Genomic DNA, 24,899 nt, shown 5'->3' on the forward strand with positions numbered 1-24,899 from the left:
GACTCGTCAGGCGAGCGGCCCGCTTTTGTTTTCTAGCAAAGCAAGATGTGTCCAGCTTGTAAAAAATGATATAATACGAGATACGCACCTTTACATTTGTCTTGGAAGGAAGAGTGGATGAGCTTGATGAACTGGAAACCGTTTATTCGTGAGAACGGACTTCATCTGTCATGGGCGATCGCACTTGTTGCGACGCTGGGCAGCTTGTATTTCTCCGAGGTGCTGATGTATGCACCGTGCAAGCTGTGCTGGTATCAGCGAATACTGATGTATCCGCTCGTGCTGCTGCTCGGCATTGCGGCGGTTCGCAAGGAGCAGCGCTTCTACTGGTATGTGCTCCCGCTGTCCATCTGGGGGGGCGGCATCTCGCTGTACCACTATTTGATGCAAAAGACAGGCTTGTTCGCGGAAGGCGCGAAGGCGTGCGGCATCGTGCCGTGCGACGTGGACTATATCAACTGGTTCGGCTTCGTGACGATCCCGTTCCTGGCCTGGGTCGCGTTCGTTCTGATTACAGTCATTCAGCTGCTGATGCTCGCGGCGAGCCGGAAGTAAGGGGCAGTCGCGTAATCAGCGTGCTTCACTACCTAGAGGAGTGTGCGGATATGAGAGGACAAGTCAGCAGTTGGATATGCTTATCCGTACTAGCCAGTATACTCGTCTCCTGCAGCGGGCAGGAGAGCGGATCGTCTGAGCGGGCGTTGTCTCCTGCTAAGACTCCCTCCCCAGTGGGGGGACAGGGAAGCTTGAACGCGGGAGGCGAAGGGTCTGCGGCTACGCCTGTGCCTGCAGCGGAGGAGCCGAAGCTGTCGGCCAATCCCGACACGGCGGCGAAGCCTCAGGCTGCTCCGACCGAGGCTGCTCCATCGCGAACAGCGACAGACGCCGTATATGGCGGCAGCGGCACGACGCCTGCGACGACTGCACCGCAGTCGCCCGGTTCAGCTGCCGGTGATCGGAAGACGCTGTCCTGGTACTACATGAAGAAGGGCAAGGGACAGGTGCCACGCTTCCCGGCCGATACGGCGGCGATGACCGGTGACCGGAAGGCGCTGTGGGTCGGTACGGGCAAGAAGGTGTACCTCACGATCGATACCGGAGGAGCGCTTGGCGATAAGGAGGAGCTGCTGCGCGCGCTTAAGGACAACGGGGCGAAGGCAAACTTTTTTATCGCGGGCTATAATGTGAAGAAGGACCCTGAATTCATCAGACGTATCGTACAGGACGGGCATCTGCTCGCCAATCATACGATGACGCATAAGGATATGACGCTGATGACCGATGATGAGGTACGCAAGGAGATCACGGACTTCGCTGCGCTTGTGAAGGAAGTGACCGGCCAGCCGGACGCGCCGTATTTCCGTTTCCCCTATGGAAGATACAGTCAGCATCTGGTGAAGCTCGTCTCCGACATGGGCTATACATCGGTCTTCTGGTCGACAGCTATGCGTGATTGGGAGCCGCGGAAGAACGGGGCGGAAGATCCGTATAACGATATTATGGGCAACCTGCATGAGGGCAACATTATTCTGATGCATCAAGGCTCACCGGAAAACATCGAGGCGCTCGACCGCATTGTGCGGAGCATCCAGCAGGCCGGTTATACGTTCGCGCGGCTCGATGAGCTCGAGCCGCCGAAGTGATCGAATAGCTCAAGGAAGGTAAGCTGCATGGATTCGGGCACGTCGCGACCGCTCATGGTGGTACATTTCATCGCCATGATACATATTTTATTAGGAGCACCATACGTACACATCTTAAGAGAAGGAAGCGAGCCTACGTGCAGCAGCAAGCGATAGCGATATTAGATTCAGGAGTCGGCGGTCTGACGGTAGCCAAAGAAATTATGCGTCAGCTGCCGCGCGAAAAAATCTTATATTTCGGAGATACGGCGAGAACGCCCTACGGACCTAGACCGGCTGAGGAGGTCATCAGCTACACGCACCAGATCGTCGATTATTTACTCCAGTATCAGCCGAAAATGATTGTCATCGCGTGCAATACGGCAACCGCTGTTGCCATCGAGGAGGTTCGGGCCCGGCTGACGATTCCGGTTCTCGGGGTCATCTCTCCGGGCGCGAGAGCGGCCATCAAGTCGACCAAGAATCAGATCGTCGGCGTCATCGGCACCGACGGGACGATCAAGAGCGGCGCATATGAAGATGCGCTTCGGCTCATCTCGCCGAGCATTCAGGTCGTCAGCAAGGCGTGTCCGTTGTTCGTACCGCTCGTGGAGCGGGGGATGTTCCGCAGCGACCAGACGGAGCAGGTCGTCAGCGCTACGTTAAGCGAGCTGAAGGAGACGCCGATGGATTGCCTCATTCTCGGCTGCACCCATTATCCGTTCTTGTCCGATGCGATCGGCAAGGCGATGGGACCGGGCGTGAAGCTGATCAGCTCGGCGGATGAGACGGCTCGAGAGGTGAGCACCATCCTGTACCATAAAGGAATGCTGACGACGAGCATGAAGATGCCGATTCATCAGTTCTTCTGCAGCGGTGATCCGAACATGTTCAGATCGATCGCACAGGGCTGGCTGAATGAAGAAATCGGCGTGACGCCGGTCGTGTGGCAAGTCCCGAATATCATCTGACCCTTGCGCATAAGCATGAAGTATCGCAGGGGGTGGACACATTGAACATATCGAATTCGAAGCATTCGGATGCGGCAGAGCGTGCTATACGGATCGGACAAACTACTCAGGTGTCACAGGCAACCAGTAGTGCGCGACCGACAGTTGAACGAGCTGCCGAAGGTTATGGCTATGAAGCATTATTTCGAGACATTCGTGCGCTGCAGAGCGCCTATCCGTTCATCGAGACAGGCACGATCGGGCGCAGCGTCATGGGACGGGACATTCCGTTCCTTCGTATCGGTCACGGACAGCGGGAAATTCATTATAACGGCTCGTTCCATGCCAATGAGTGGATCACCTCGCAGCTGCTCATGCACTTCATCGCAGCTTACGCCGAGGCGTTCTACAATGGAGGGCGCTTGGCCGGACACGCAGCGGCAAGGCTGATGGAGGAGACATCGCTGTGGGTCGTGCCTATGGTCAATCCGGACGGCGTCGAGCTGTCCATTCACGGGGCGAACGGGCATCCGGCGCGCGACAGGCTGATTGCTTGGAATGGCGGCTCGGACGATTTCTCCGGCTGGAAGGCGAACATCCGCGGCGTCGATTTGAACGATCAATTCCCGGCCCATTGGGATACGGAGCGTGAGCGGCGCGAGGTCGACGGTCCAGGGCCGCGTGATTATACGGGCGAGCGTCCGCTGTCCGAGCCCGAGGCGGTTGCGATGGAGCAGCTCACGCGAAGCCGGGACTTCCGTCTAGTGATGGCGTTCCATACGCAAGGCAAGGAAATATATTGGAATTACCGAGATTATGAGCCGGGCGAAGCGGAGACGCTGTCCTCGCGTCTCGAGGTGCTGAGCGGCTACAAGGCGATTAAGCTGACGGGCAGCGATGCGGGGTATAAGGACTGGTTCATTCAGGAGTTCCGCAGACCGGGCTTCACCGTGGAGGCGGGCTTCGGCGTCAATCCGCTGCCGCTCGAGCAGTTCCCGGACATCTACAAGGAGCTGCTGCCACTGCTGACGGAAGGTATGCTGTTATAGTCAAGGAGCCCCTCTTGCCAGATGTAGGCAGGAGGGGCTTCTGTTCATTTACAGCAGCCTGCAGTAGATCGTACGTACTAGCGGCTGGAGAGCTTCTAATCTGGACGTAGCCGTGTCTAGAGACTTGGACTGTTCGATCGGCTTATGCTGGACATACGGCTGTCTGCTATATATTTTGCGAACGCTTGCCTCGATGGCGCCTGCCTCGTGCTGCTCACAGCTGACGATGCGGTGGGGCGCGTACAGAAGCGCTTGATGTATATCACGTATCTCCACATTGCTTGCATGCTGTAATCGCGTCAGGAGCTCGCGATCGCCCATGTTAGGCAGTTGCTCGAGAAGGCTTGGCTCCTCCATGAGATACAGGTTGGTTGCCCGGCATAGCAAGGCGTCAGCAGCGAGCATGGAGGAGCTTAGGAACAGCTGATGATCGTCAACGATGGCCTCGATCAGCTGTAAGGCCGTCGCTTCATCCGTCTCCACAACGTTGCCGTAGAAGTCTACTCGCTCGATAAGCGATGAAGGCTCTGCAGGAGACAAGCCTGCAGAGTGTGTGTCGCGCAGGAAGCTGTCGAGATGGTCAAGACCGAGACCGTCGGTATGAGGGGACAGCGGGGTATCCCGATGGAGGAGGTCGATGATCGACTGCTCGCTGAAGCCATGCTTGCGTAAGATGTGCTGGATTGAGGCGGATTGAATCGCCTGCTCGGTTAACGAGTGGTGGGACAGGTGTAATGTCCTCTCCAGCGTGTGGGAGAACGGTAGATGACCGATATCATGCAGAATACAGGCGATGTGAAGCTCAGGCCATTCCGGGAAAAATCGCTTGCTCAGCGCCCATACACCAATAGTGTGCTCCAGTCGGGAATGGATGACCGGGCTGATCAAGGCACCTGCCCCATAATGATGAATGTGCTTGAGTCTTCTGATCCTGTCGTTCTGAAACAACTCACGCTCGCAGCGGGTAACTGTCACATGCAAACGATATAGTGGCTCCCAGATCGTATCTTCGTTAAAGGCTTGCAGTACAGGTGAATGGATGTAGGACAATGACAATGGAAATCAACTCCTTATGGTCATACTATGTACATCAGCAAGCTTACATCGTATAGTTAAAGGACAAGTATGCCATCAACAAGGGGAGTGATGCGACATGTGGAAGCGATTGTTTTCGCTGCGCCGCTGGGGCTATGTCGTGCGACGTGTACTGCCGCTGCTCGGCTCCCGGCGTGTGCCGCTTCGGGAGAAGCTGCTGTTTGCGCTGCCTGTTCTCGTCTACTGGATCATGCCGGACCTTTGGTCGTTCATGCCGCTTGACGATGCGGCGGTGACGCTCTTGATGATGAATTGGTTTACCGAGCGGATCGAGAAGAAATATGGCGCATGAAGGCTATCGCGCGCAATAAAGAAGGCAGGACGTCTAGACGTCGCTGCCTTCTTGTTGCTTCGCTGTTATTTTCGCTAAAAAGGGTGAGCTCTCGTACTCCTCGGCCGGCATTCGAATCCACTTCTGCAGGTACCCTTGCTCGTACAAGGCCTTGATCAGGATGATGAGCACCGGTGACAGAATCAGACCCGCCACGCCGAACAGCTTCAGCGATATGATCATAAAGGACAGCATCGTGAACGCCGAGACGCCGAGCGAATCACCGGTAATCTTCGGCTCCAGAATCTGTCTGACGCCGATGACGAGCAGCAGCAGCACGGAGAGCCAGATCGCGAGTGTCGTCTGCCCAACAACGAGCAGGTAGATGATCCATGGGATGAACAGCGTCGACACCCCGAGCAGCGGCAGCACATCGAGGAAGGCCGACAGCAGCGCAATCGAGAATGCATTGTTCACATCGAGCAGCAGCAGGGCGATGAAGATGACGAGGAACGTCAGCGAGATGAGCTTCGCCTGCGCCTTAATATACGTTACGATGCCGATCAGCACATTTTCCCGTAAAAACTGGAAGGCGAGCTTGAACGTACGCGGCGTCTTGTCCGAGGCGATTCTCCGCCAGCCCTCAATCTCAATGCTTAAGAAGTAGGCGAGAATGATCGCGATGACGAAGTTCACGATGAACGTCGAGAAGCTCGTCAGCATGCCGAACAGTCCGATCAGGAACGCGCGAGCGAGCTCGGTCGCCTTCTGAATAATTTCGGCCGAATATTCCTTCGCCTTCTCGATGAGGTCGAGGTTGACCGGCAACGATCCGAGCATCGCCTGCAGCTCGGCTGAGCGGTTCAATACCTCCTTCTGCAGCACGATCGAATAATCGGGCAGCTTGTTCGCCAGATTGATGATCTGTACAGTGAAGATGGCGCCGAAGGCGGTAATGACCCCGAGTATAACGATGATGAAGACCAAGGTCGAGACGGCGGACGCGATCGACTTGCGTATACCTCGTCGGTGCAGGAAGCGGGCGAACGGCTCGATGACCATGTAGACGACGAAGGCCAGGAAGATCGGCGTTGCGATCCAGTACAAGTAGCTGAACAGCAGCATGAACAAGTAGACGGTCAGCACGAGCAGCGCAATATCGAAGATAGTGCGGTAATATTTACGGTAAAAGCTAATCATGCGATCAGATCACCTCGGCTAAAATTGGCAGGACTGCTGCAGCGCTCAGCACCACTTGGCCGCCCACAGCTTCATTTCCTTCAACATCTGATGCAAATCCTCGCCCTTCGGAGTCAATGCATATTCTACGGTAACAGGGACGGTTGGGTAGGGGGTTCTAATGAGAACGCCGGACTCCTCAAGATGACGTAATGTATCGGTGAGCGACTTCGGACTGATCGCCGTGATGCTGCGCTGCAGCTCGCCGAAGCGCTTCGTGCCGTCGAACAGCTCGCGAATGACGATGAACGACCACTTGCCGCCGATGACATCGAGCGCCTTCTCAATCGAGCATTCCACATGCTCAGGCTCACGCGGTATGTAGCTGTTAGGTAACGAGCTCTCAGGTATACACATAGACTCGCACTCCTCACTTTCCATTAAAATTCACTTCTCTCCATATTAAAAGACCGTACGGGATATCGCAAGTGCGGGAAGTCTTGCTTTCAAGATGTTGGTTGTATACAATAAGATGAAAATGTTAAGCAGGGGACGTGACTTCATATGAAATGCAAAATTTCGCGCAACGCAGCCAAGGTGCTCCTGAAGGAGATCGAGCAGGAAGAGGATAAGACGCTCGTACTGCGTGTCCACGTGACGCATAAGCATGGCGATCATGCACACTATGGACTTGGCATGGACACACCGACGGATAACGATGAGCGGGTGATGACGGACAGCGGCATCGAGGTGCTGCTGGAGAAGGACGAGCCGTTACTCGATGGCGTGCGCATTGACTACTTCTATACGCCTGAGGAAGGCTTCGTTGTTACGAATCCGAGCAAGGGCAACCACGGCGACCACTAGTCGACCTCAGCGTTCAGGATCGAACGGTAGAAAGGAACCACCGCATGGCCAACGATATACGCGTGTGTGACAAATGCAAGCACATGAGAATGAAGACGGCGCTGCCGAAGCTTCAGAAGCTCGCTCCCGATGCAGACATCAAGGTGGGCTGCAAGTCGTATTGCGGTCCTTGCTCCCGCTTCGCATTTATTTTCGTCAACGGCCGGTATATTACCGGCAAGACGGAGGACGAAGCGATCGAGAAGGCGAGTAAATATATCAAGAAGTAGCAGTGTGACGCTGCCGCACTTCTCCGCTCCGGGACAACGGCCCGGGGCTTTTTACGCTGAGCGTTACTTTTTTTACAATACGTTAACTTGAGCTTGACGCTCGTGTAACAGTTCTTATATAAGCTGGAATGTAGCAGAGAGTAAGAACATATTCGGAGGGAAGTTATGATGAGAAGATGGTTGAAGCGCAGAAAATGGCTCCTATTGTCGATCGCTGCTCGGGCTCGGCTAAGCGCCTGAAGTGACGTTATGGAGCGACGGTCAATGGTAGACGATGTTGGAATAGGGCCTGCTGACAAGCTGCGGCTAACGTCAGTGGGTCCTTTTTGCGCGAATGCTAGCAGGTGTAGTCGAATAATTAAGGCAGAAGACACGGGTGCATGCTGGAAAATAGGAACAAAGCATGATATTCATCGAGCTTCTGTTCTCTTATTCTTAAATGAAGTGTCTGGGTCCTTAACGGATCTGATCAAGGAGGAGCAGCCCTTATGTCCAAAACGGAACGCAGCATCATGAGCAAGCTGGGGTATTATACGAAGCTCGGTAACGATTTTTTTGGCGTATATTTATCGGAGGATGGGCCGAGGCTATTCATGAATGATCAAGTATATGATTTGACGAGCTCGGATTGGGACATAGAGATGATTCACGGTCGATGCTAGCAGGTGATGACGTTTTATTGGAAGGGTGAGGTCAAGCTGTCCGTTCGCTGCGACGCCAGACTGGACTTGTTCTTACCGTTGTTCGATTATTTGTCGTGTCGGCCAAGGAATGCGAAGCACGTCTAATTGTATAGAAAGCAGCTATACAGTGTTGTGCGCATGAGGGGCAGCGTTTATAATAAGAGGCGAAGCTAGTGTAGTGCTGTGGAACTAATTGTAGGAGGAACATTATGCGACTGATTACACGCTCGGACTTTGACGGTCTCGTATGCGCCATGCTGTTCAAGAAGCTCGGCATGATTGAAGAGATGAAATTCGTGCACCCGAAAGATATGCAGGACGGCTTGATTGAAGTAACGGAGAACGATATATTGGCGAACGTCCCTTATGTGAAGGGCTGCGGCCTCTGGTTCGACCATCATTCCAGTGAGCTGGAGCGCAATGCCGATGTGACGGACTTCAAGGGCGAGGTGCGCGTTGCACCGAGTGCGGCTCGTGTCGTCTATGATTATTACGGTGGCAAGGAGAAGTTCGGCGACATCGACGACATTATGGAGGGCGTGGACAAGGCGGACGCTGCACAATTCAGCGTCGAAGATATATTGAACCCGAAGCGCTGGGATCTGCTGTCGTTCATTATGGACGCTCGCACAGGACTTGGCCGTTACCGCGACTACCGGATCAGCAACTACCAGCTGATGGAGGAGCTTGTCGATCATTGCGCGCATATGACGATTGAGCAAATTCTCGAGCTGCCGGATGTGCAGGAACGGGTGAAGCGTTATCATGAGCTGGACGAGCAGTACCGTGCGATGCTGAAGCAATATACGCGTACGGACGGCAACGTCATCGTAACCGATCTGCGCGGCGTGGAGACGATCTATCCGGGCAACCGCTTCATGGTCTATGCGCTATATCCGGAGCAGAACATCTCAATCTGGATCGTAGACGGCCGCAATAAGCAGAACTGCGTATTCGCCTGCGGTCACAGCATCGTGAATCGTACGTCGAAAACGAATGTGGGCGCATTGATGCTGCATAACGGCGGAGGCGGCCACAAGGCGGCAGGCACGTGCCAGGTGCCGTACGAGACGGCCGATGACGTGCTGCAGAGCTTGATCGATGCGATGAAGAGCGACGGCTAGTCCGTCTCATAGGAAAAGGTACAGACCTTCAAGATATTTGAAGGGACTGTACCTTTTTGCTTTGTAATAGAGTCATCGTAAGGTGAGCGCGGATGATTCGACAACAATAAACATGTGGTTCATTTCATTTGAGAAGGGTGTGATCGCGATGCTTAATAAGCACGCGGCTATGACAATTACGGTTTCCCCGCCGCAGGCCCGCCTTGCTCACGGTCTTGCTTCTTCCAGGCATACAAGCCGCCCGAGGCGAAAAACTGGTTCAGGTTACATTCGATGCGGCCGTTGAACAGCTTCCGCTTCTTGTCGGCCTTGCGTGCCATGTAATGCTCCAGGTCCTTGCTCGGACTGAAGACGAAGGCGGACCATGTTGGCATATGTGCGTACGTCAAGCCGAGCTGGCGCAGCGCACGCTCGACCTCCTTCGGGTCGCCGATCCGCTCGCCGTAAGGCGGGTTCGTGATGAGGCAGCCGTATTCTCCGGCAGGCATCGCCTTATGAACGGGCAGCGTCTTGAACGTAAGCTCCTTGGCAAGACCTGCCGACTTCGCCGCGGCGAGCGCGACCTCGATTGCCTCCGGGTCGATGTCGGAGCCGCCGATCTGCAGCGGGATGTCGTCCTTGACGAGGTCGAACGCCTCCTCGCGTGCCTGCTCCCACAGCTCCTCAGGGATGATCGGCCAGCTGGACGAGTTGAACGTGCGGCGCAGTCCGGGCGCGAGGTTCCAGCCGATCATCGCGGCCTCAATCGGGATCGTGCCCGAGCCGCAGAACGGATCGTACAGCGGCCGCTCCGGCTCCCAGCGGCTGAGCAGCACGAGTGCGGCTGCCATCGTCTCCTTGAGCGGCGCCTCGGTGACGAGCTTGCGGTAGCCGCGCTTATGCAATCCGGGTCCCGTCGTGTCGAGCGTGATCGTGGCGATGTCATTCAACAGCGACACCTCGATGACGTAACGGCCTCCGGTCTCCTCGAACCATTCTGTGCCGTACTGCTGCTTCAGCTTCTCGACGACGGCCTTCTTCACAATGCCTTGACAGGCTGGCACGCTGGACAGCTGCGACTTGTGCGAGCGACCTTCTACAGGGAACTCGCCGTCCTCCGGTATCCAGTCCGACCAAGGCAGCGCCTTCACACCCTCGAACAGCTCGTCGAACGTGCGCGCCTCGAATTGCGCCATCTGGATGAGGACGCGGTCAGACGTGCGCAGCCACAGATTAGCACGGCAGATGGCGGCGAGATCGCCGATGAAGGTGATGCGGCCGTTCTCGACCTGCACGTCCTCGTAGCCGAGCTCGCGCACCTCGCGGGCGACGACCGCCTCGAGTCCCATAGGCGATGTTGCGATTAATTTTATATGCGTAGATGACATAGATAGCTTCACTCCGAATCGGATGAGTTGAACGAACGCTGGAAAAGCCATACAATACTTTAGTATAGGCGATTCGACACGATATTACAATGAAGGCTTCGTGGCCAAGCATAGGACAGAAAGGATGCTGACAGCATGACAGACGATTCCATCATAAAATCTCAAGAGCAGTACGCAGAGGAGCTATTCGAGCAGGATGAGGCGCTGGAGCAGGTGCTTGCCTCCATTCGGGAGAAGGGAATGCCGGAAATATCGATCGCGGCAGGCTATGGTCGGCTGCTGACGCTGCTTGTACGGCTGACAGGGGGACAGGACGCGCTGGAGATCGGCGCATTGGGCGGCTACAGCGGCATCTGCCTTGCCCGCGGACTGCAGCCGGGAGGGCGGCTCGTGTCGCTCGAGCTGAAGCGTGAATACGCGGAGCTCGCTCATGCGAATCTCACACAGGCCGGGTTCGGCGAGCTCGTCGAATACCGCGTTGGCGAGGCACTGGACCATCTGAGTGCGCTGGAGCAGGAGGGACGGCGGTTCGATCTATTTTTTATCGATGCGGATAAGGGGAATTACCCGAACTACCTCGAGTGGGCGATTAAGCTGGCTAAGCCCGGTGCGCTCGTCGTCGGTGACAACACGTTCATGCGCGGCAAGACGATCAATCCGGAGCAGAAGGGCAATGCGGTGACGAGGATGAGGCAGTTCAATGAGCAGATTGCACGCGATCCGCGGCTGGAGGGCGTCATGCTGCCTGCTTATGACGGCTTGGCGATCGCTAGAGTGAAATAAAAATTTCATCCATAATTCGTAGGATCGTCTCCTCGCCGCCTCGAACGAGCAGCTCTATACTGGTGAGGATAAGCACAACGATTATCAGCTAAAGGAGACTGTACGTCATGGCAATCATTCAATTTCCGGAGGGCTTCCGGTTCGGTACGGCAACCGCCTCTTATCAGATCGAGGGCGCCTATAACGAGGATGGCCGAGGCTTGTCGATCTGGGATACGTTCTCCCGCACGCCGGGCATGGTGAAGAACGGTGACAACGGCGACGTCGCTTGCGACAGCTACCATCGCTACGAGGAAGATATCGCGCTGATGAAGGAGCTCGGCATTCAGTCGTACCGGTTCTCGATCGCGTGGCCACGCATCTTCCCGAACGGGGACGGAGAGCCGAATGAGGCGGGGCTAGACTTCTACCACCGCTTCGTGGACTGCCTGCTGGCTAATGGCATCGAGCCGATGTGTACGCTGTACCACTGGGACTTGCCGCAGTCGCTGCAGGATCGGGGCGGGTGGGAGAGTCGCGAGACGATCGACGCGTTCGTGCGGTATGCAGAGCTGATGTTCAAGGAGTTCGGCGGCAAGATCAAGAAGTGGATGACGCTTAATGAGCCGTGGTGCTCCTCGTTTCTGTCGAACTACCTTGGCGTGCACGCCCCGGGGAAAAAGGATCTGCAGACGGCCGTGACAGTCGCGCATCATCTGCTCGTTGCCCACGGTCAGGCGGTCATGAAGTTCCGCGAGCTGGGTGCAGACGGCGAGATCGGCATTGCTCCGAACGTGACGTGGCTCGACCCGTATTCGGATCGTCAGGAGGACGTGGATGCGGCGAGACGCGAGGTCGGCTGGTTCGTGGAATGGTTCTTCGATCCGCTGTTCAAGGGCGAATACCCATCCTTCATGACCGATTGGTTCGCGGGGAAGGGAGCGACGGTGCCGATTCAGCCGGGCGATATGGACATCATCGCGCAGAAGCTCGATTTCCTCGGCATTAACTACTACACGGGGCACATCGGACGCTACAAGGCGGAGCTTGGCACGTTCGATTGTGAAGTGATTGATGCGGGCTACGAGAAGACGGACATCGGCTGGTTTATTTTCCCGGAAGGGTTCTATAAGGTGCTTGTACACATTAAGGATCGATATGGAAGCATTCCGATCTACATTACGGAGAATGGCGCCTGCTACAATGACGAGCCGTCCGAGGGACGAGTGCGTGACAGCCGCCGTATCTCCTATATCAAGCGCCATCTCGTTCAGCTGCATCGCGCGATGCAGTCGGGCGTCAACGTGAAGGGCTACTTGACATGGTCGATGATGGACAACTTCGAGTGGGCGGAAGGGTATACGATGCGCTTCGGCTTAATTCATGTCGATTACAATACGCTCGTCCGTACGAAGAAGGACAGCTATTACTGGTATAAGAAGGTCGCGACGAACGGCTGGTTCGAGAACTAGACGGCGTGGAGCTTCGGTCCGTTGAGTGGGGCGGGACTTAGCGTACGTAGGGGATTGGTCGTATGATATAAAAAAGGAGACAGTCACTTGTTCAGTGGTTGTCTCCTTTTTGGCGTGCGATATGCTGCATGGGCTGTGTTGGAGCTTCATGAGTTGTCCAGTGCTGCCTCAGTCCGCAGCAGCTTCGCGTACACCCAGACGGCGTTCACGAGGAGCAGCACCGCAGCGACCAGGAACAAGCTCTGGATCGACAAAATGCCGTACACGGCACCGCCGACGATCGGACCGATCATGTTGCCAAGGCTCAAGGAGCTGCTGTTGAAGCTGTAGGAGCGGCTCTCCATGCCGTTCGGCGTATATTTACGTATAAGTGCATTAACCGTCGGCAGCAGTCCGCCGATGAACATACCGAGGAAAAATCTGGCAGCGAACAGCTGACCGACGTTCTGTACGAACGCCTGCGGGACGGAGGCGATGGCAGCGCCGATGAGGCAGATGCCGAGAATTTTCTCCGCGCCGATTCGATCCGAGATGCGACCCAATATGGGCGATGCGAGCATGTTCGAGAACCCTGTGATCGAGCCGACGAGTCCGGCATAGAAGGCGAGCATCTCGCCGTTGCCGTGCAGCTCCTGCACGAATAGTGGAATGAGCGGCATCGTGCTGAGCAGAGAGAACTGGATGACGAACGTGACGGTGTACAGCGCGGGCAGCTGTGGAATTTGTCTCAGTCTTGCGAATGACTCACGCAACGTCTGGTTCGGTCGCTTCGCCGCTTCCTGCGCATTGAAGCTCTCCTTCACAAGCAGTTCCGCAAGGATCGAGGCTGTGAGCAGCAAGCCGCCGGTAATGTAGAAGATGTACCGGAAGCCGATCCATTCGGCCAGCAAGCCGCCAAGGAACGGTCCGAGTATGGTGCCGGCCACCGCGCCAGATTGCAGCGTTCCCATAGCGAAGCCCATGCGATCCTTGGGCGTGTTGGTCGATTGCAGCGCCGTCGCGGCCGGCAGGAAGCCCGAGATCGTGCCGTTAAGCATGCGTAGCAGCAGCAGCTGCCAGGCGCTCGTCGCGAAGCCCATCAGAATCATGACGATGGCCATGCCGATGCCCGAGCGAAGCAGCATCATCTTGCGGCCGTATCGGTCGGCAATGCCGCCCCAGATCGGCTGGAAGATGAAGGAGGTGACGAAGTTGCCTGCAAATATGATGCCGGCCCAAGCGGCTACCTCCTTCGTGTCGTGCATGCCGAGCTCCTGCAGATATAAGGGTAAGAACGGGACGATCATCGTCATGCCGCCCATGACAAAAAAGAGTCCGACCCACAGGACGGCGAGGTTGATTTTCCAATGAGCCAAGCTGAATCGCTTCCTTCCGAATGTGTTCTCTACATGATGCACCTGCCGATTGGAGCGGGCTTGTCTGTTAGGAGCACCTGTGTCTTAGGAATGCTCGCGTCCGCTGCGCTGCTCCTTGCGGTATCGCTCCAGCTGCGGAAGTCCTGCTGCCTCAGCTATCGCAATTGCACGCTCAACATCGTATGGGACGCGCACCCATTGGACGCCGAACGGTGCAGGCTGCTCGCTGTCTCGAACGCCCTGCAGCAGCATGTAAGAGGCATGAGGCAGGCCGTCGTAAGGTGCGCCAACGCTGCCGATGTTCAGCAGCATGAGTCCGTCCTCGCGTTCGGTGCGAAGTGTGCGCATATAGGGAACGTGGATGTCGCCGTATGCGACGACGTTCGGCGTGAGGTCGGTGCTGAGGAAGCCGCCTGTCTCCGCCGTATTGTCGAACATCCGCTGCTTCTCGGCCTTCGGGCTTTTGCGCAGGACACGGTGGTAGACGCTCACAGCAGAGGCATGCACGAGCCGCACACGTCTTCCGCTCAGCCACAGGTCGATGGAGAAGGGCAGTGAGGACAGATAGTGAAGCTGCTCCGCACTCAGCCGCTCTTGCGTCCATATTCCGGCTTCCTTGTCCTGCGGCTTCGATATGCCTTCGTCCCAGTTCCCCTTGACGACGTGCTCGCATACGTGACGAATACGATCTACAGCCTCTGCAGGCTGCGGACCTTTGCCGACGAGGTCACCAAGACAGATGATCGAGCGGGCTCCTCGGGCATGAATGTCCTCGAGCACCGCCTCCAGCGCCGTCATGTTGCCGTGTATATCTGATATAAGTGCGATTTGCTCCACTGCCAGCTCTCCCTTCGTGTTCCGTCATGCGTATCTCCCCATTATACACCAAAATTAAGGACATTTGACCATGACCTTCGTTACTGTATTTGGTATAATACGACTGATGAGAACATATGCGCTTACAGCTACAGCTGCGGCAGTATTCGGCAAAGGGGTAGGTTCACATTCAATCGCGTTCAGAAAAGCATAAGAGGAAGCAAGAAACGAAGGCTCGGTATATGCTGTGGATCAAGCTCGGCACGCTCGCCTTGCTGACGGTTGCAGCGTTCTTCTATCTCAACGATAAGCTGTCGACGCGGACGGGCCAGCAGCAGAACGGTAACGTTCCAAGTGATGCAAGGGGGCAGGATAGAGCCGACCAAGGCCAGCCGCCTGCAGCAGCTCCTAAGGGCGCACCTAGCTCCGAGGGAGGAGCTGGTACATCCGGTCAAGGCAGCGGCTCTACGCAAGGCTCAGGCGAACCACAGACGGGCACAGCGACTGGTCAGCAGCCGCCAGCCGTGCCACAGGCACAGCAGGTGAAGCTTGCATTCGTAGGCGACGTCATGTTCGCCGGCAAGGTGGACGATCTGGTCGTGAAGCACGGCTACGATTATCCATTCAAATATGTGAAGACGCTGCTCGAAGCGGCCGATATAACCGCAGCGAACCTCGAGACGCCGATTACGACGCGCGGGGATGCACAGACGAAGGAATATGTGTACCGTTCATCGCCGAACGTGCTGCCGGAGCTTACGAAGGCAGGTATTGATCTTGTCAATCTGGCCAATAATCATTCGATGGATTATGGGAAGGAAGGGCTGCTCGATACGCTTCGACATCTGGATGAGCATGGCGTGCTTCGGGTAGGCGCAGGCGTTGACGCAGACGAGGCATACGGGTACACAATCGTAGAGAAGCAAGGGATGAAGCTCGCCTATATCGGGACGAGCCACGTGCTTCCTGCCGTTAGCTGGCTGTCTGGCAAGGGTAAGCCGGGCATCTCCGTTCCGCATACGAGCAAGCAGGTGCTGGAATCGATCGCGAAGGCTAGACAGGAGGCAGATCTGGTCATTGTCGTTGCTCATTGGGGAGAAGAGCGCAAGCCTTATCCGGTGAAGGAGCAGACTGAGCTCGCGCATGCGTTCATCGATGCAGGAGCAGACCTGATCATCGGCAGTCATCCGCACGTGCTGCAGGGGTTCGAGCAATATAAGGGCAAGTGGATTGCTTACAGCTTGGGCAATTTCATCTTCACGACGAACGAGGTACCAGAGACATGGGAGAGCATGATTCTCGAGGCGTCCTGCACGAAGGAGCGCAGCTGTCAGCTTCACGTGACGCCGATCATTACGAAGTGGGCGCAGCCGATCCGTATGGTAGAGGATAAGGGGCAGCAGCTGCTTGAGAAGCTAGGCCGCATCTCGGTGAATGCCCAGCTCAGCACGGACGGCAAGGTGTCGGTGGGTCCGGTGCGCAAGCTGGAGGTTGACGTCGAGACGAACAAGAAGCAGAATGTGAAATAGTGCTTGTAGTAGCTGGCTATCCAGTGAAGCGCAGGCTATGATGAAGGGATGGATTCAACGATGGAAGCTGGTCTGATTCGAAATATTTACTGCGTAGGCAGAAACTATGGGCTCCATGCTGCAGAGCTTGGGAACTCCGTTCCGGATGAGCCGATGATCTTCACGAAGCCGACTCATGCTGCGGCAGCGGTGAACGGCGGGGATATCGTCCTGCCGGGCACTTCGGGCGCCGTTCATTACGAGGTGGAGCTTGTTCTGTATATCTCCGCTACGTATTGCCCGGGGAATACAGCAGTGGAGCAGCTTGTCGATCGCGTCGGTCTCGGCATCGACTTCACGCTACGCGATGTACAGGAGACGCTGAAGCGCAAAGGTTATCCGTGGCTGCCAGCGAAGGGCTTCCGTCAATCCGCTGCCTTAACGGAGACGATCCCGTTCCCCGGTCTGCAGCAGCTAGAGCAGCTATCGTTCGCGCTCGCTCGCAACGGCGTTGAGGTGCAGAGGGGGCAGGCGTCGGAGATGATTTTCTCTCTGCAAACGATTGTAGACTATGTCGGCACCCGTTACGGCTTAGGGGCAGGTGACGTTATTTATACAGGGACTCCGGCCGGAGTAGGCGCTGTCGGAGATGGGGACTTGTTCGAGCTGACGCTCGGTGAGCAGAAGCTGGGCTCGTTCCGGGCGGCACTGAAGTAAGTGCTTGAAGTGCTGCAGTAGTGTAGACCGTTCCTCTATCCTGAAATAACAGGTTCCATGATTATCGGAAAGCGTTATGGCAAGCCTCGAATTTGGCGAAGCCAAATCGAGGGCTATCTTCGATCTTACATCCCCTGATGGTGCCGCGTCAGCGACATGGATGTCTGATCGCCAAATAACCCTCCTTCCAGCGGATTGAGGTCCGCTTGCGAAGGAGGGTTTGTTATGCAGCCGTTTGCCCTAAAGCTCTTTGGCTTCTGCAGCCTGCTCGAGCGCAACATCGGAATACAGGTCTCGCACCTCCAGCAGCTTCGGCAGCTGCTCCATGAACACGTCGACGACGCGGGAATCGAAATGCTGCTCGCGCTCTTCGTTGAACAGCTTCAGGATGCGGTCCAGCTCCCACGCCTTCTTGTACACACGGTCGCTTCCGAGGGCGTCGAACACGTCGGCGATGGCCGTAATGCGCCCGTAAATATGAATCTCCTCACCTGCAAGACCGTTCGGGTAGCCGCGTCCGTTCCATTTCTCATGATGCTGGTACGCGACAATAGCTGCAGTCTTCATCAGACGTCTGGTCGAGTTCTTGAGCAGGTTATAGCCGATCGTCGTATGCGACTTCATCAGGTCGAATTCCTCCTCGGTCAGCTTGCCCGGCTTCTTCAGTACGGAGTCGGGGATTGCCACCTTGCCGATATCGTGCATCGGAGAGGCGATACGCAGCAGCTCTGCTTCTTCCTCAGACATGCCGAGCCCGAGCGCCAGAATGTAGGAATATTCAGCAACACGCTTGACGTGATTGCCCGTTTCCTTGGAGCGGCTTTCGCCGATTTCGCCCATGGAGAATATAATTTCCTTCTGCGTTTCTTCAATCTCAGCGGTGAGCAGTGCTGACTCGAGCGATTTACCTGCATAGGAAGCGGCGAGTGTTAAATATTCGAGATCGCGTTCCGAAAATATACGAGACGCGGTTAGCTTGTTCACGGCTTGGTACGCTCCCATGATCTCGCCTTCATTATTGCGGAACGGGATAACCATCAATGCTTTGGTTCGATAGCCAGTCACTTGGTCCATCGCGATCGCGCCGCTCTGCAGCACGTTGCGGTATTCCTCGTTCGTATAGGCGTCCTCAATGAAGATTGCTTGTCCGCTCTGTACCGCATGTCCGACGAGTCCGGCGTTGCTTGGTATTCGTAATTGTGGAACACCGTGGGCAACGGTGGAGTACAGCTCATCCTTGCTGCGGTCAAGCAGCCATACCGTGCAACGGTCGCTAACGATCATTTCCCGACCCATGTCTGCCATCAGCATCAGCAGATTGTCCAGCCGGCGCTCATTGGCAATTTTGGCTGCATAGTCAAAGATGACCTTCAGCATTTCCTTCGGGTTCAGGTCATGCTTGTAGCTGTATTCCTCGTGCAAGCTGTTCACTCCTTAGAACGTAACGTATTGAATCAGCTTTAATCATATTATATTTACAACAGATCTGTAAATAAGCGTCTGTCGAAGTCTGACATATATTCAGCTGAGATATAGGTAATGTGACAGGGAGAGGGAGGAGATACATATGGATTCGTTAGCAGTTACGATTCTAGTTGGCTTCACGGGCAGTCTGCTTATAGCCGGAGCGGCCTATTGGAAGCAGTCGTTGTCTGCTTCTGGCCTAATGGCCGCCGTCATGCTCGGTACAGCTCTGTACGCGGCAGGCAGCGCGGCGTGGTTCGGGACGCTTATAGCGTTCTTCGTCAGTTCATCGTTGCTCTCCAAGTGGAAGAGCCGGCGAAAGGCAGTCGCCGAGAGCGGCTATGCGAAGTCAGGTCGGCGAGATGCGGGACAGGTCGCAGCGAATGGCGGTATCGCGCTGCTGTTGTGTGTGTGCCACGCCATATGGCCTCATCCAGGCTGGTGGGCAGCCTATATCGGTGTACTGGCTACGGTTACTGCGGATACGTGGGCGACAGAGGTCGGGGGCTTAAGCAGCCGTCCGCCGCGCTCCATCGTCACTGGCCGCATCGTCAGTGCGGGTACGTCTGGCGGTGTTAGTGCGCTCGGATTGGCTGCATCAGCAGCAGGTGGTCTATTTATCGGCGTCATAGGCGGATTGCTCGCCTCGGTGGTCACCTCGAGCTCGAACGTGGCCGTTGCTGTGGACGCAGTCATGGCACCAATAAGTGGAGAGCAGTCCATCGGCTTCACGCTGTTACTGCTGATCGCGCTCATAAGCGGCATGGCCGGATCGCTCGCTGATTCGTGGCTCGGAGCTGTGCTGCAGGTGATGTACCGCTGCCCTGCTTGCGGTCGCACCGTAGAGAAGAACCGCCACTGCGGCGCAGTGGCGGTTCGAATTCGCGGTCTTGCCTGGATGACGAACGATGCGGTGAACGCAGTCAGCTCGCTCGCAGGCGGAGCAACAGCGCTGGTGCTCTGGCGTCTGTTGAGCTGAGTAATCGAGTCAGCGTCTAATCTTCGTCGTAATATTTGCGTTCGTAGGACTTCTTCGTTACGTAGAATGCTGCCGCTGAGACGAGCAGACAGATGATAATCGAGATGAATATGATGAAATTGACCATAAGCTGCGGGCACCTCCCGGTTCAATAAGCCGTAGTGTATTATTTGGTTCGTATTGTACCGCAATCGGTGCCCGCTTACCAGTGGTTCAGCTCAAAAAGTATTTATCTCTTCGGTGTCCATGTCGGAAGTGTGACAGCGCCTAGCTCGTTCAGGTCGCTCAGACGATTCGCCTTAATCTTGTCAGGTGAAACGGAATAGAGCGCGTCGCCGATGTAGAGCAAGCGTTCAATATTGCGATCGCTGCTATACCAGTACTTGCCTGCACGCTGCATGTCGTCGTCTGTCAGATGCGTCACCTTGCCGCGCAGCTGGAAGCCTTGCTTCAAGTCGACGCCGTACACATAAGCGCCCTGGAATTCGAATGCGCCGTATGCATGCGGGTCAGCCTTGCTCGGGTCCTGAATCTCATGAACGGTAACCGGGAACGTCATCAGGTTATGCTCCTTGGAGAAGAGCAGCGCCTTATGGTTGTGCAGCAGCTCCGAGTGTGTTCCTCGCCCGCCGATCGATTCCTTGAACAGCTCCTTCGGATTGCTGACATCAGAGACGTCGAACATGGCCAGCTTCATCCCTTGATGAAGCGCGATCGTATCTTGTCCAGAGCCCGCAGGAGCGCCGCTGCTCACTTCAATCGCGTCCTTGCCGAAGCCGATAATATGGTTCTCATCGTACGGGTGCAGGTAGTCGCTGTAGCCCGGAATTTTCAGCTGACCGAGTACAGCAGGAGCTGTCGGCTTCGCCAAATCGATGACGAAGAGCGGATCGACAGTACGGAATGTGACCATATACGCCCGATCGCCCACGTAACGGACGGAGTAGATGCGCTCTCCCGGTGCCAGATCCTCCAGCTTGCCTACGGTTGCCAGTGAAGAGTCAAGCACATAGACGTTATTCTTGGACGTAAATTCATCATTGCGCCACATGTTGCCCTTGGTCGTCGCGATGCGGAAGTGACCGTTATGCTCATCCATGGAGAACTGGTTCAGCGGCGTCCCCGGAACCTTGCCACGTCCGACGTAGCGAACGAAGCCTTGGTCGAGTCCGAACTTGTAGATCGCTGTAGACGACTCAGGCGGCGTCCAGTTCGGCGGCATGAGGCCGCCATTGCCTCCGTCCGGCGCTGGCATCGATGTGGCCGCGAGCGGGTTCGTCTGCACCGTCTCATTCGCAGCTACGTACAGATGCTCCCGGGAAGCGTAGATGTGCTGACCGGAGCCGAGATAAGCCGATACGTGGAGCTTCTGCTCCGGATCTGCGACATTCAGACCGCCAACGAGCAAGTAGTTCGGCTCGATCGAATTCGGGAAGTAGCGGATATCCTCAAGCCCGACCTTATTGAAATGCTCGCCTAGCGCGGAATCACGATATTCTGGCAGCATGGCTGCCCCTAGCTTATCCGTGCCCTCCAGCTTAGCGCCCATCAGCCAATACGTATCCAAATATTTGTTCGTAATGACGTACAGCGAATCGCCGACCTTACGCGACGATACGTAATGTCCCTCTTGCTCGACCTCACGCACCGGCTTCAGCTGACTGCGATCGTCGAGCTCGTAAATATACGTCTTCGTCGTTGAACGGTCGAAGGCAGGGAGGGTGAACGCCTTGTCAATGAGAATGGAATCGTCGGTTGGCATGACCTTAATGTTGATCTTCTCCAGAACTGGCTTCTTCTCCGCAACCGCAGTCGTATCTGTAGTTGTGCTCAGCGGCTTCGTTGTGGAGGACATAGGCTTCTCCGCTGGATACACGCTTATGCTCGGATAATACGTGCTGCCGAGCACGATGAGCCGATTGCCATCCACATACAGCTCGCTCGGATGGAAGTTCGGATCGCTCCAGTAGACCGACCCGACGACGCTCATCTTGTCCGCTGGTACAGCCGAGGTGACGAGCACCCGATCACGGTTGACATGGTAAATGTACTGGCCGTCCGTCTTCAGAATGTCGGCCTCATCGACGCCCTGCACCTGCACGTTCGTGCCGGAATAGCTGGCTCCGCTTGAGCCTGCTGCTGAAGTAGGCACGGCATTCGACACCGCATCCGCGGACATCTTGGCTGCGCCGGCTGCTGGTGCAGCTTGTACGGCTGTTTCGGCGACTGCAAGCTGGCCCTTTGTCATAAGTCTAAACCCGCCGCCTCGCTCATTCGCTTCCTTCAGCAGCTCCTCGAGCCTCGCCAGCGAGCCTACAGTCGGCAAGCTCTTGTCCGCATCAACGATGCTGACGACCTTGTTCGCTCCGTCCCAATACACGTTGAAGTCGAACGATTCACTGAAGAACCGCAGCGGAACGAGCAGGTGTCCGTCCTGCATGACCGGTGCCTGCGGCAGCTCGACCGCTGCTCCGCTCCGGAACGCTGCCGTGCTGTCCACCGTCAGCTGAATCGCCGCTTCGCCCTTCGTCACTGTAGCCGTCTGGGCTGACTCATTCCAGACAACAGCTGCCCCGAGCGCCTCCGCTACGTCCCGCAGCGGCACCATCATCGTGCTGCCGATCAGCTTCGGCTTGCTGTTGAACGGAACCGCCTCGCCATTGAGCTTGAGACCAATGTCTTGTCCAGCTTCCGCCACAGGCAGCATCCCCGTTCCAGGCGCACCCGATACGAGCAAGGCTGCGGCCAGCAGGAAGGCCGTTAATTTTTTGGACCTGTTCACGATTATATTCCTCCTCATTATATGAATGGTGCTGTATCGTTCAAGTTACCCTTAAGACGCAGCGCGATGCCAAAAGGTTGCAATTAAAAACGCCTTCCTCAATTAAAAGGAAAGCGCTTCATCTTACAGCTTGTCCGACGATGGCGTACCGCTTGTGCCTTCACCTGAACCAGGCTGGGCCGTCTCAGAGGGCTCGGGCAGCGCCGATGCATCAGTCGTGACTTGTGCCGCTTCAGCGATCTGGTAGCTCTCAAGGCTGCGCTCCGACTCGTCAAGTCGCCGCTCCAGCTGCTTGATCGTGCGCGTCAGCTTGAAGTGTCTCAGCATACCGAGCAGCGCCGCGATCAGACCACCGAGCAATGTCGAGCTCAGGATGACCAGAATTAACGGGATGTCCGTCTGTGTGAAAATAAAGTTGACTCGCACAGGCGCGACATTCGTAACGGCGAATATGGCCGTCAGCAGTGCAAATATGAGTATTAAAATCAGCATCCATTGGCTCTTCATCCGTAAGCTCGCCTCCTTCCGTTACCCCTTCATCATAACGTGAAAAGGCTGAACCGGCAATGCCGATTCAGCCCCTGACCCTATTATTTCGTCAATGCTTCCATCTCATCCAGAAGCTCCTTGAACACGCTCATTGCCTGCTTGATCGGCTCTGGAGACGACATATCGACGCCAGCCTTCTTCAGGATGTTAATCGAGTAGTCGTTGCCGCCGCTCTTCAGGAAGCCGAGGTAACGCTCGACAGCAGGCTCGCCTTCCTCGAGAATTTGCTTCGCAAAGCTGGTCGCGGCGGAGAAGCCAGTCGCATATTTATACACATAGAAGCTGTTGTAGAAATGGGGAATGCGCGCCCATTCCATCTCGATGTCCTGATCGACCGCCATCTCTTCGCCGTAATAGAGCTTGTTGAGGCCGTAATACACTTCGCTGAGCAGCTGCGGTGTGAGCGACTCGCCTTGCTCGGCCTTCTCGTGAATGATCTTCTCGAACTCGGCGAACATCGTCTGACGGAACACGGTCGTGCGGAACTGATCCATGTAGTAGGTGAGCAGGTACATCTTTTCCTTCGGATCGGTCGACTTGTTCAGCATGTACTCCATCAGGAGCGCTTCGTTCAGCGTCGACGCGACCTCAGCGAGGAAGATCGTATACTGCGCGTACCGGTAAGGCTGGTTCGTGTCGGACAAGTACGAGTGAAGCGCATGGCCCATCTCGTGGGTGAGTGTGAACATGCTGTTCAGGTTGTCCTTATGGTTCAGGAGCACGTAAGGGTGAGTGCCGTATGCACCCCAGCTATACGCGCCATTGCGCTTGCCCTCGTTCTCGTACACATCGATCCAGCGGTTGTCGAAGCCGTCCTGCAGCACGTCCAAGTACGCCTCGCCGAGCGGCTTCAAGCTTTCCTTCACCATCGACTTCGCCTCGTCATAGCTGATCTCGAGCTTATACTCGTCGACGAGCGGGGCGAACAGATCGTACATATGCAGCTGATCGACCTTGAGCAGCTTGCGGCGCAGCTCCATATAGCGGTGCATGAGCGGGAGCGCCTCGTGAATCGTGTCAATCAGGTTCGTATACACCGATTTATCGATATTGTCGCCGTACAGCGACATTTCGAGTGCGGACGGATACTTGCGTGTTTTGGCATAAAACATGTTCTTCGTCACGTTCGCAGCAAGTGTAGCGGCTATCGTGTTCTTCTGCTTCGCGTACGTCGCGTACATCGCCTGGAACGCTTCCTTGCGCACCTCGCGATTGAGGCTCTCGAGAAACTGTATGTATCGACCGTGGGTCAGCTCGACCTCTTCACCTTGCTCATTCTTGACCTTCGGGAACTTCAAGTCTGCATTGTTCAGCATGCCGAAGATCGTGCTCGGCGCCTGCGACAGATTGCCGACCTGTGCGAGCAGCGCTTCCTCCGCCTTGCTGAGCACGTGCTGCTTCTGACGAATCATCTCCTCGAGCGTCCGCTTATAGAAGGCGAGCTCTGGATCAGCGACCAGCTTCTGCAGCTGCTCGTCGGATAAGCTCAATATTTCAGGGGAGATGAACGACATCGCTTCGCCGACCTCGACGCTCAGCTTTTTCGACTTGTCGGACAAGGCCATATAAGCCGAATCTGCCATATCCTCGTGGTGCTTCATATTCGCATATACGTACAGTCGCTCCATCTGAAGGGAGATCGCGTCCTCCAGCTCGAAGCATTGCTTGATCGCGGCAGGCTCGCTCAGCTTGCCCTCGAAGCTCTTGATGTCGTGAAGCTTGCTCAACACGTCCTGATATTCACGATCCCACGCCTCACGGCTCGGGTATAGATCGTCCAAATTCCAGCGGTGCTCAGCTGGCACCTCGCTGCGCTTCAACAATTGATTCATGGGGGGCCTCCTCAACGAATGATTAGGTGTGGCGGTCTGATCCGCCCAGGCGGCTGGAGACACGATGAGCGTAGCGCTCAATATGCCGCACAGCCATAGTGGAATCCACCGCATTACGGCTCACGCTCCAAGTGAGAGAGTTGTGTCGTTGTGTCGGGTCAAAACTACAGGTTAGTATGACCGGAGC

The 24,899-nt window shown here is 55.9% G+C and carries 24 protein-coding genes; 14 read left to right on the forward strand and 10 right to left on the reverse strand.

Going from position 1 to position 24,899, the window contains the following annotated elements; translation table 11 throughout:
* The first annotated feature begins 126 nt into the window (after positions 1 to 126).
* The 4 genes from PAE68_RS08465 (at position 127) to PAE68_RS08480 (ending at position 3,621) form a co-directional block, all read left to right on the forward strand.
* Positions 127 to 555 (forward strand): disulfide oxidoreductase, encoded by a 429-nt coding sequence (locus PAE68_RS08465; protein ID WP_281885980.1) that lies wholly within the window; start codon positions 127 to 129, stop codon positions 553 to 555.
* Positions 556 to 605: 50 nt separating this feature from the next.
* Positions 606 to 1,643 (forward strand): polysaccharide deacetylase family protein, encoded by a 1,038-nt coding sequence (locus tag PAE68_RS08470; protein ID WP_281885982.1) that lies wholly within the window; start codon positions 606 to 608, stop codon positions 1,641 to 1,643.
* Positions 1,644 to 1,780: 137 nt separating this feature from the next.
* Positions 1,781 to 2,593, forward strand: a complete 813-nt coding sequence (gene racE, locus PAE68_RS08475) for a glutamate racemase (RefSeq protein WP_281885984.1) — start codon at positions 1,781 to 1,783, stop codon at positions 2,591 to 2,593.
* A 41-nt stretch (positions 2,594 to 2,634) separates the two neighbouring features.
* A complete protein-coding gene (locus PAE68_RS08480; protein WP_281885986.1) occupies positions 2,635 to 3,621 on the forward strand; it encodes a M14 family metallopeptidase in 987 nt (328 codons plus the stop codon).
* A 48-nt stretch (positions 3,622 to 3,669) separates the two neighbouring features.
* Here PAE68_RS08480 and PAE68_RS08485 read toward each other — a convergent pair whose 3' ends face one another.
* Entirely contained in the window at positions 3,670 to 4,677 is a 1,008-nt protein-coding gene (locus tag PAE68_RS08485; RefSeq protein ID WP_281885988.1) for an HD domain-containing protein, read from the reverse strand.
* 97 nt (positions 4,678 to 4,774) lie between these two features.
* Between PAE68_RS08485 and PAE68_RS08490 the strand changes: the two genes are divergently transcribed.
* Positions 4,775 to 5,008 (forward strand): hypothetical protein, encoded by a 234-nt coding sequence (locus PAE68_RS08490; protein ID WP_281885990.1) that lies wholly within the window; start codon positions 4,775 to 4,777, stop codon positions 5,006 to 5,008.
* Positions 5,009 to 5,041: 33 nt separating this feature from the next.
* On the opposite strand, the gene PAE68_RS08495 is transcribed toward PAE68_RS08490, so the two are convergent.
* Together PAE68_RS08495 and PAE68_RS08500 are read right to left on the reverse strand one after the other, a co-directional pair.
* Positions 5,042 to 6,187 (reverse strand): AI-2E family transporter, encoded by a 1,146-nt coding sequence (locus tag PAE68_RS08495; RefSeq protein WP_281885992.1) that lies wholly within the window; start codon positions 6,185 to 6,187, stop codon positions 5,042 to 5,044.
* A 45-nt stretch (positions 6,188 to 6,232) separates the two neighbouring features.
* On the reverse strand, positions 6,233 to 6,583 hold the full coding sequence (locus tag PAE68_RS08500) for a winged helix-turn-helix transcriptional regulator (protein ID WP_281885994.1): 351 nt from the start codon (positions 6,581 to 6,583) through the stop codon (positions 6,233 to 6,235).
* Between the two features lie 147 nt (positions 6,584 to 6,730).
* Here PAE68_RS08500 and PAE68_RS08505 point away from each other — a divergent pair, with 147 nt between their 5' ends.
* The 4 genes from PAE68_RS08505 to PAE68_RS08520 all read left to right on the forward strand — a co-directional run bounded on the left by PAE68_RS08505 (position 6,731) and on the right by PAE68_RS08520 (position 9,109).
* The gene (locus PAE68_RS08505; RefSeq protein WP_281885995.1) at positions 6,731 to 7,033 is read left to right on the forward strand and encodes an iron-sulfur cluster assembly accessory protein; all 303 of its coding nucleotides are present in this window, start codon (positions 6,731 to 6,733) and stop codon (positions 7,031 to 7,033) included.
* Positions 7,034 to 7,077: 44 nt separating this feature from the next.
* A complete protein-coding gene (locus PAE68_RS08510; protein ID WP_281885997.1) occupies positions 7,078 to 7,302 on the forward strand; it encodes a YuzB family protein in 225 nt (74 codons plus the stop codon).
* Between the two features lie 488 nt (positions 7,303 to 7,790).
* Positions 7,791 to 7,964 carry a hypothetical protein gene (locus tag PAE68_RS08515; protein ID WP_281885999.1) on the forward strand — a complete coding sequence of 58 codons (174 nt, stop codon included), beginning with the start codon at positions 7,791 to 7,793 and terminating at the stop codon, positions 7,962 to 7,964.
* A gap of 230 nt (positions 7,965 to 8,194) precedes the next feature.
* On the forward strand, positions 8,195 to 9,109 hold the full coding sequence (locus PAE68_RS08520; protein ID WP_281886001.1) for a DHH family phosphoesterase: 915 nt from the start codon (positions 8,195 to 8,197) through the stop codon (positions 9,107 to 9,109).
* Between the two features lie 176 nt (positions 9,110 to 9,285).
* Here the strand turns inward: PAE68_RS08520 and PAE68_RS08525 are convergent, their stop codons facing one another.
* Complete coding sequence (locus tag PAE68_RS08525) at positions 9,286 to 10,476, reverse strand: THUMP domain-containing class I SAM-dependent RNA methyltransferase (protein ID WP_281886003.1); 1,191 nt, start codon at positions 10,474 to 10,476, stop codon at positions 9,286 to 9,288.
* Positions 10,477 to 10,611: 135 nt separating this feature from the next.
* On the opposite strand from PAE68_RS08525, the gene PAE68_RS08530 reads away from it, so the two are divergent.
* Both PAE68_RS08530 and PAE68_RS08535 read left to right on the forward strand, forming a co-directional pair.
* The gene (locus tag PAE68_RS08530; protein WP_281886005.1) at positions 10,612 to 11,259 is read left to right on the forward strand and encodes an O-methyltransferase; all 648 of its coding nucleotides are present in this window, start codon (positions 10,612 to 10,614) and stop codon (positions 11,257 to 11,259) included.
* A gap of 107 nt (positions 11,260 to 11,366) precedes the next feature.
* Positions 11,367 to 12,710, forward strand: coding sequence for a GH1 family beta-glucosidase (locus tag PAE68_RS08535; RefSeq protein WP_281886007.1), 1,344 nt, complete (start codon positions 11,367 to 11,369; stop codon positions 12,708 to 12,710).
* Between the two features lie 146 nt (positions 12,711 to 12,856).
* Here the strand turns inward: PAE68_RS08535 and PAE68_RS08540 are convergent, their stop codons facing one another.
* Both PAE68_RS08540 and PAE68_RS08545 read right to left on the reverse strand, forming a co-directional pair.
* Positions 12,857 to 14,065, reverse strand: a complete 1,209-nt coding sequence (locus PAE68_RS08540) for an MFS transporter (RefSeq protein ID WP_281886009.1) — start codon at positions 14,063 to 14,065, stop codon at positions 12,857 to 12,859.
* Positions 14,066 to 14,149: 84 nt separating this feature from the next.
* On the reverse strand, positions 14,150 to 14,902 hold the full coding sequence (locus tag PAE68_RS08545) for a metallophosphoesterase family protein (RefSeq protein ID WP_281886011.1): 753 nt from the start codon (positions 14,900 to 14,902) through the stop codon (positions 14,150 to 14,152).
* A gap of 221 nt (positions 14,903 to 15,123) precedes the next feature.
* On the opposite strand from PAE68_RS08545, the gene PAE68_RS08550 reads away from it, so the two are divergent.
* Together PAE68_RS08550 and PAE68_RS08555 are read left to right on the forward strand one after the other, a co-directional pair.
* On the forward strand, positions 15,124 to 16,410 hold the full coding sequence (locus tag PAE68_RS08550) for a CapA family protein (RefSeq protein ID WP_281886013.1): 1,287 nt from the start codon (positions 15,124 to 15,126) through the stop codon (positions 16,408 to 16,410).
* A 60-nt stretch (positions 16,411 to 16,470) separates the two neighbouring features.
* Complete coding sequence (locus tag PAE68_RS08555; RefSeq protein ID WP_281886015.1) at positions 16,471 to 17,106, forward strand: fumarylacetoacetate hydrolase family protein; 636 nt, start codon at positions 16,471 to 16,473, stop codon at positions 17,104 to 17,106.
* Between the two features lie 240 nt (positions 17,107 to 17,346).
* On the opposite strand, the gene PAE68_RS08560 is transcribed toward PAE68_RS08555, so the two are convergent.
* Positions 17,347 to 18,537 (reverse strand): HD domain-containing phosphohydrolase, encoded by a 1,191-nt coding sequence (locus PAE68_RS08560; RefSeq protein ID WP_397378443.1) that lies wholly within the window; start codon positions 18,535 to 18,537, stop codon positions 17,347 to 17,349.
* Between the two features lie 136 nt (positions 18,538 to 18,673).
* Here PAE68_RS08560 and PAE68_RS08565 point away from each other — a divergent pair, with 136 nt between their 5' ends.
* Positions 18,674 to 19,549: a DUF92 domain-containing protein gene (locus tag PAE68_RS08565; protein ID WP_281886019.1), complete on the forward strand. Its 876-nt coding sequence runs from the start codon at positions 18,674 to 18,676 to the stop codon at positions 19,547 to 19,549.
* Between the two features lie 229 nt (positions 19,550 to 19,778).
* Here PAE68_RS08565 and PAE68_RS08570 read toward each other — a convergent pair whose 3' ends face one another.
* The 3 genes from PAE68_RS08570 to pepF all read right to left on the reverse strand — a co-directional run bounded on the left by PAE68_RS08570 (position 19,779) and on the right by pepF (position 24,712).
* Positions 19,779 to 22,331, reverse strand: coding sequence for a beta-propeller domain-containing protein (locus PAE68_RS08570; RefSeq protein ID WP_281886021.1), 2,553 nt, complete (start codon positions 22,329 to 22,331; stop codon positions 19,779 to 19,781).
* Between the two features lie 123 nt (positions 22,332 to 22,454).
* A complete protein-coding gene (locus tag PAE68_RS08575; RefSeq protein WP_281886023.1) occupies positions 22,455 to 22,838 on the reverse strand; it encodes a LapA family protein in 384 nt (127 codons plus the stop codon).
* Between the two features lie 83 nt (positions 22,839 to 22,921).
* On the reverse strand, positions 22,922 to 24,712 hold the full coding sequence (pepF, locus tag PAE68_RS08580) for an oligoendopeptidase F (protein ID WP_281886025.1): 1,791 nt from the start codon (positions 24,710 to 24,712) through the stop codon (positions 22,922 to 22,924).
* Positions 24,713 to 24,899: the final 187 nt, after the last annotated feature.

Source organism: Paenibacillus sp. YYML68, assembly GCF_027923405.1.
In the GTDB taxonomy this organism is placed as follows: domain Bacteria; phylum Bacillota; class Bacilli; order Paenibacillales; family NBRC-103111; genus Paenibacillus_G.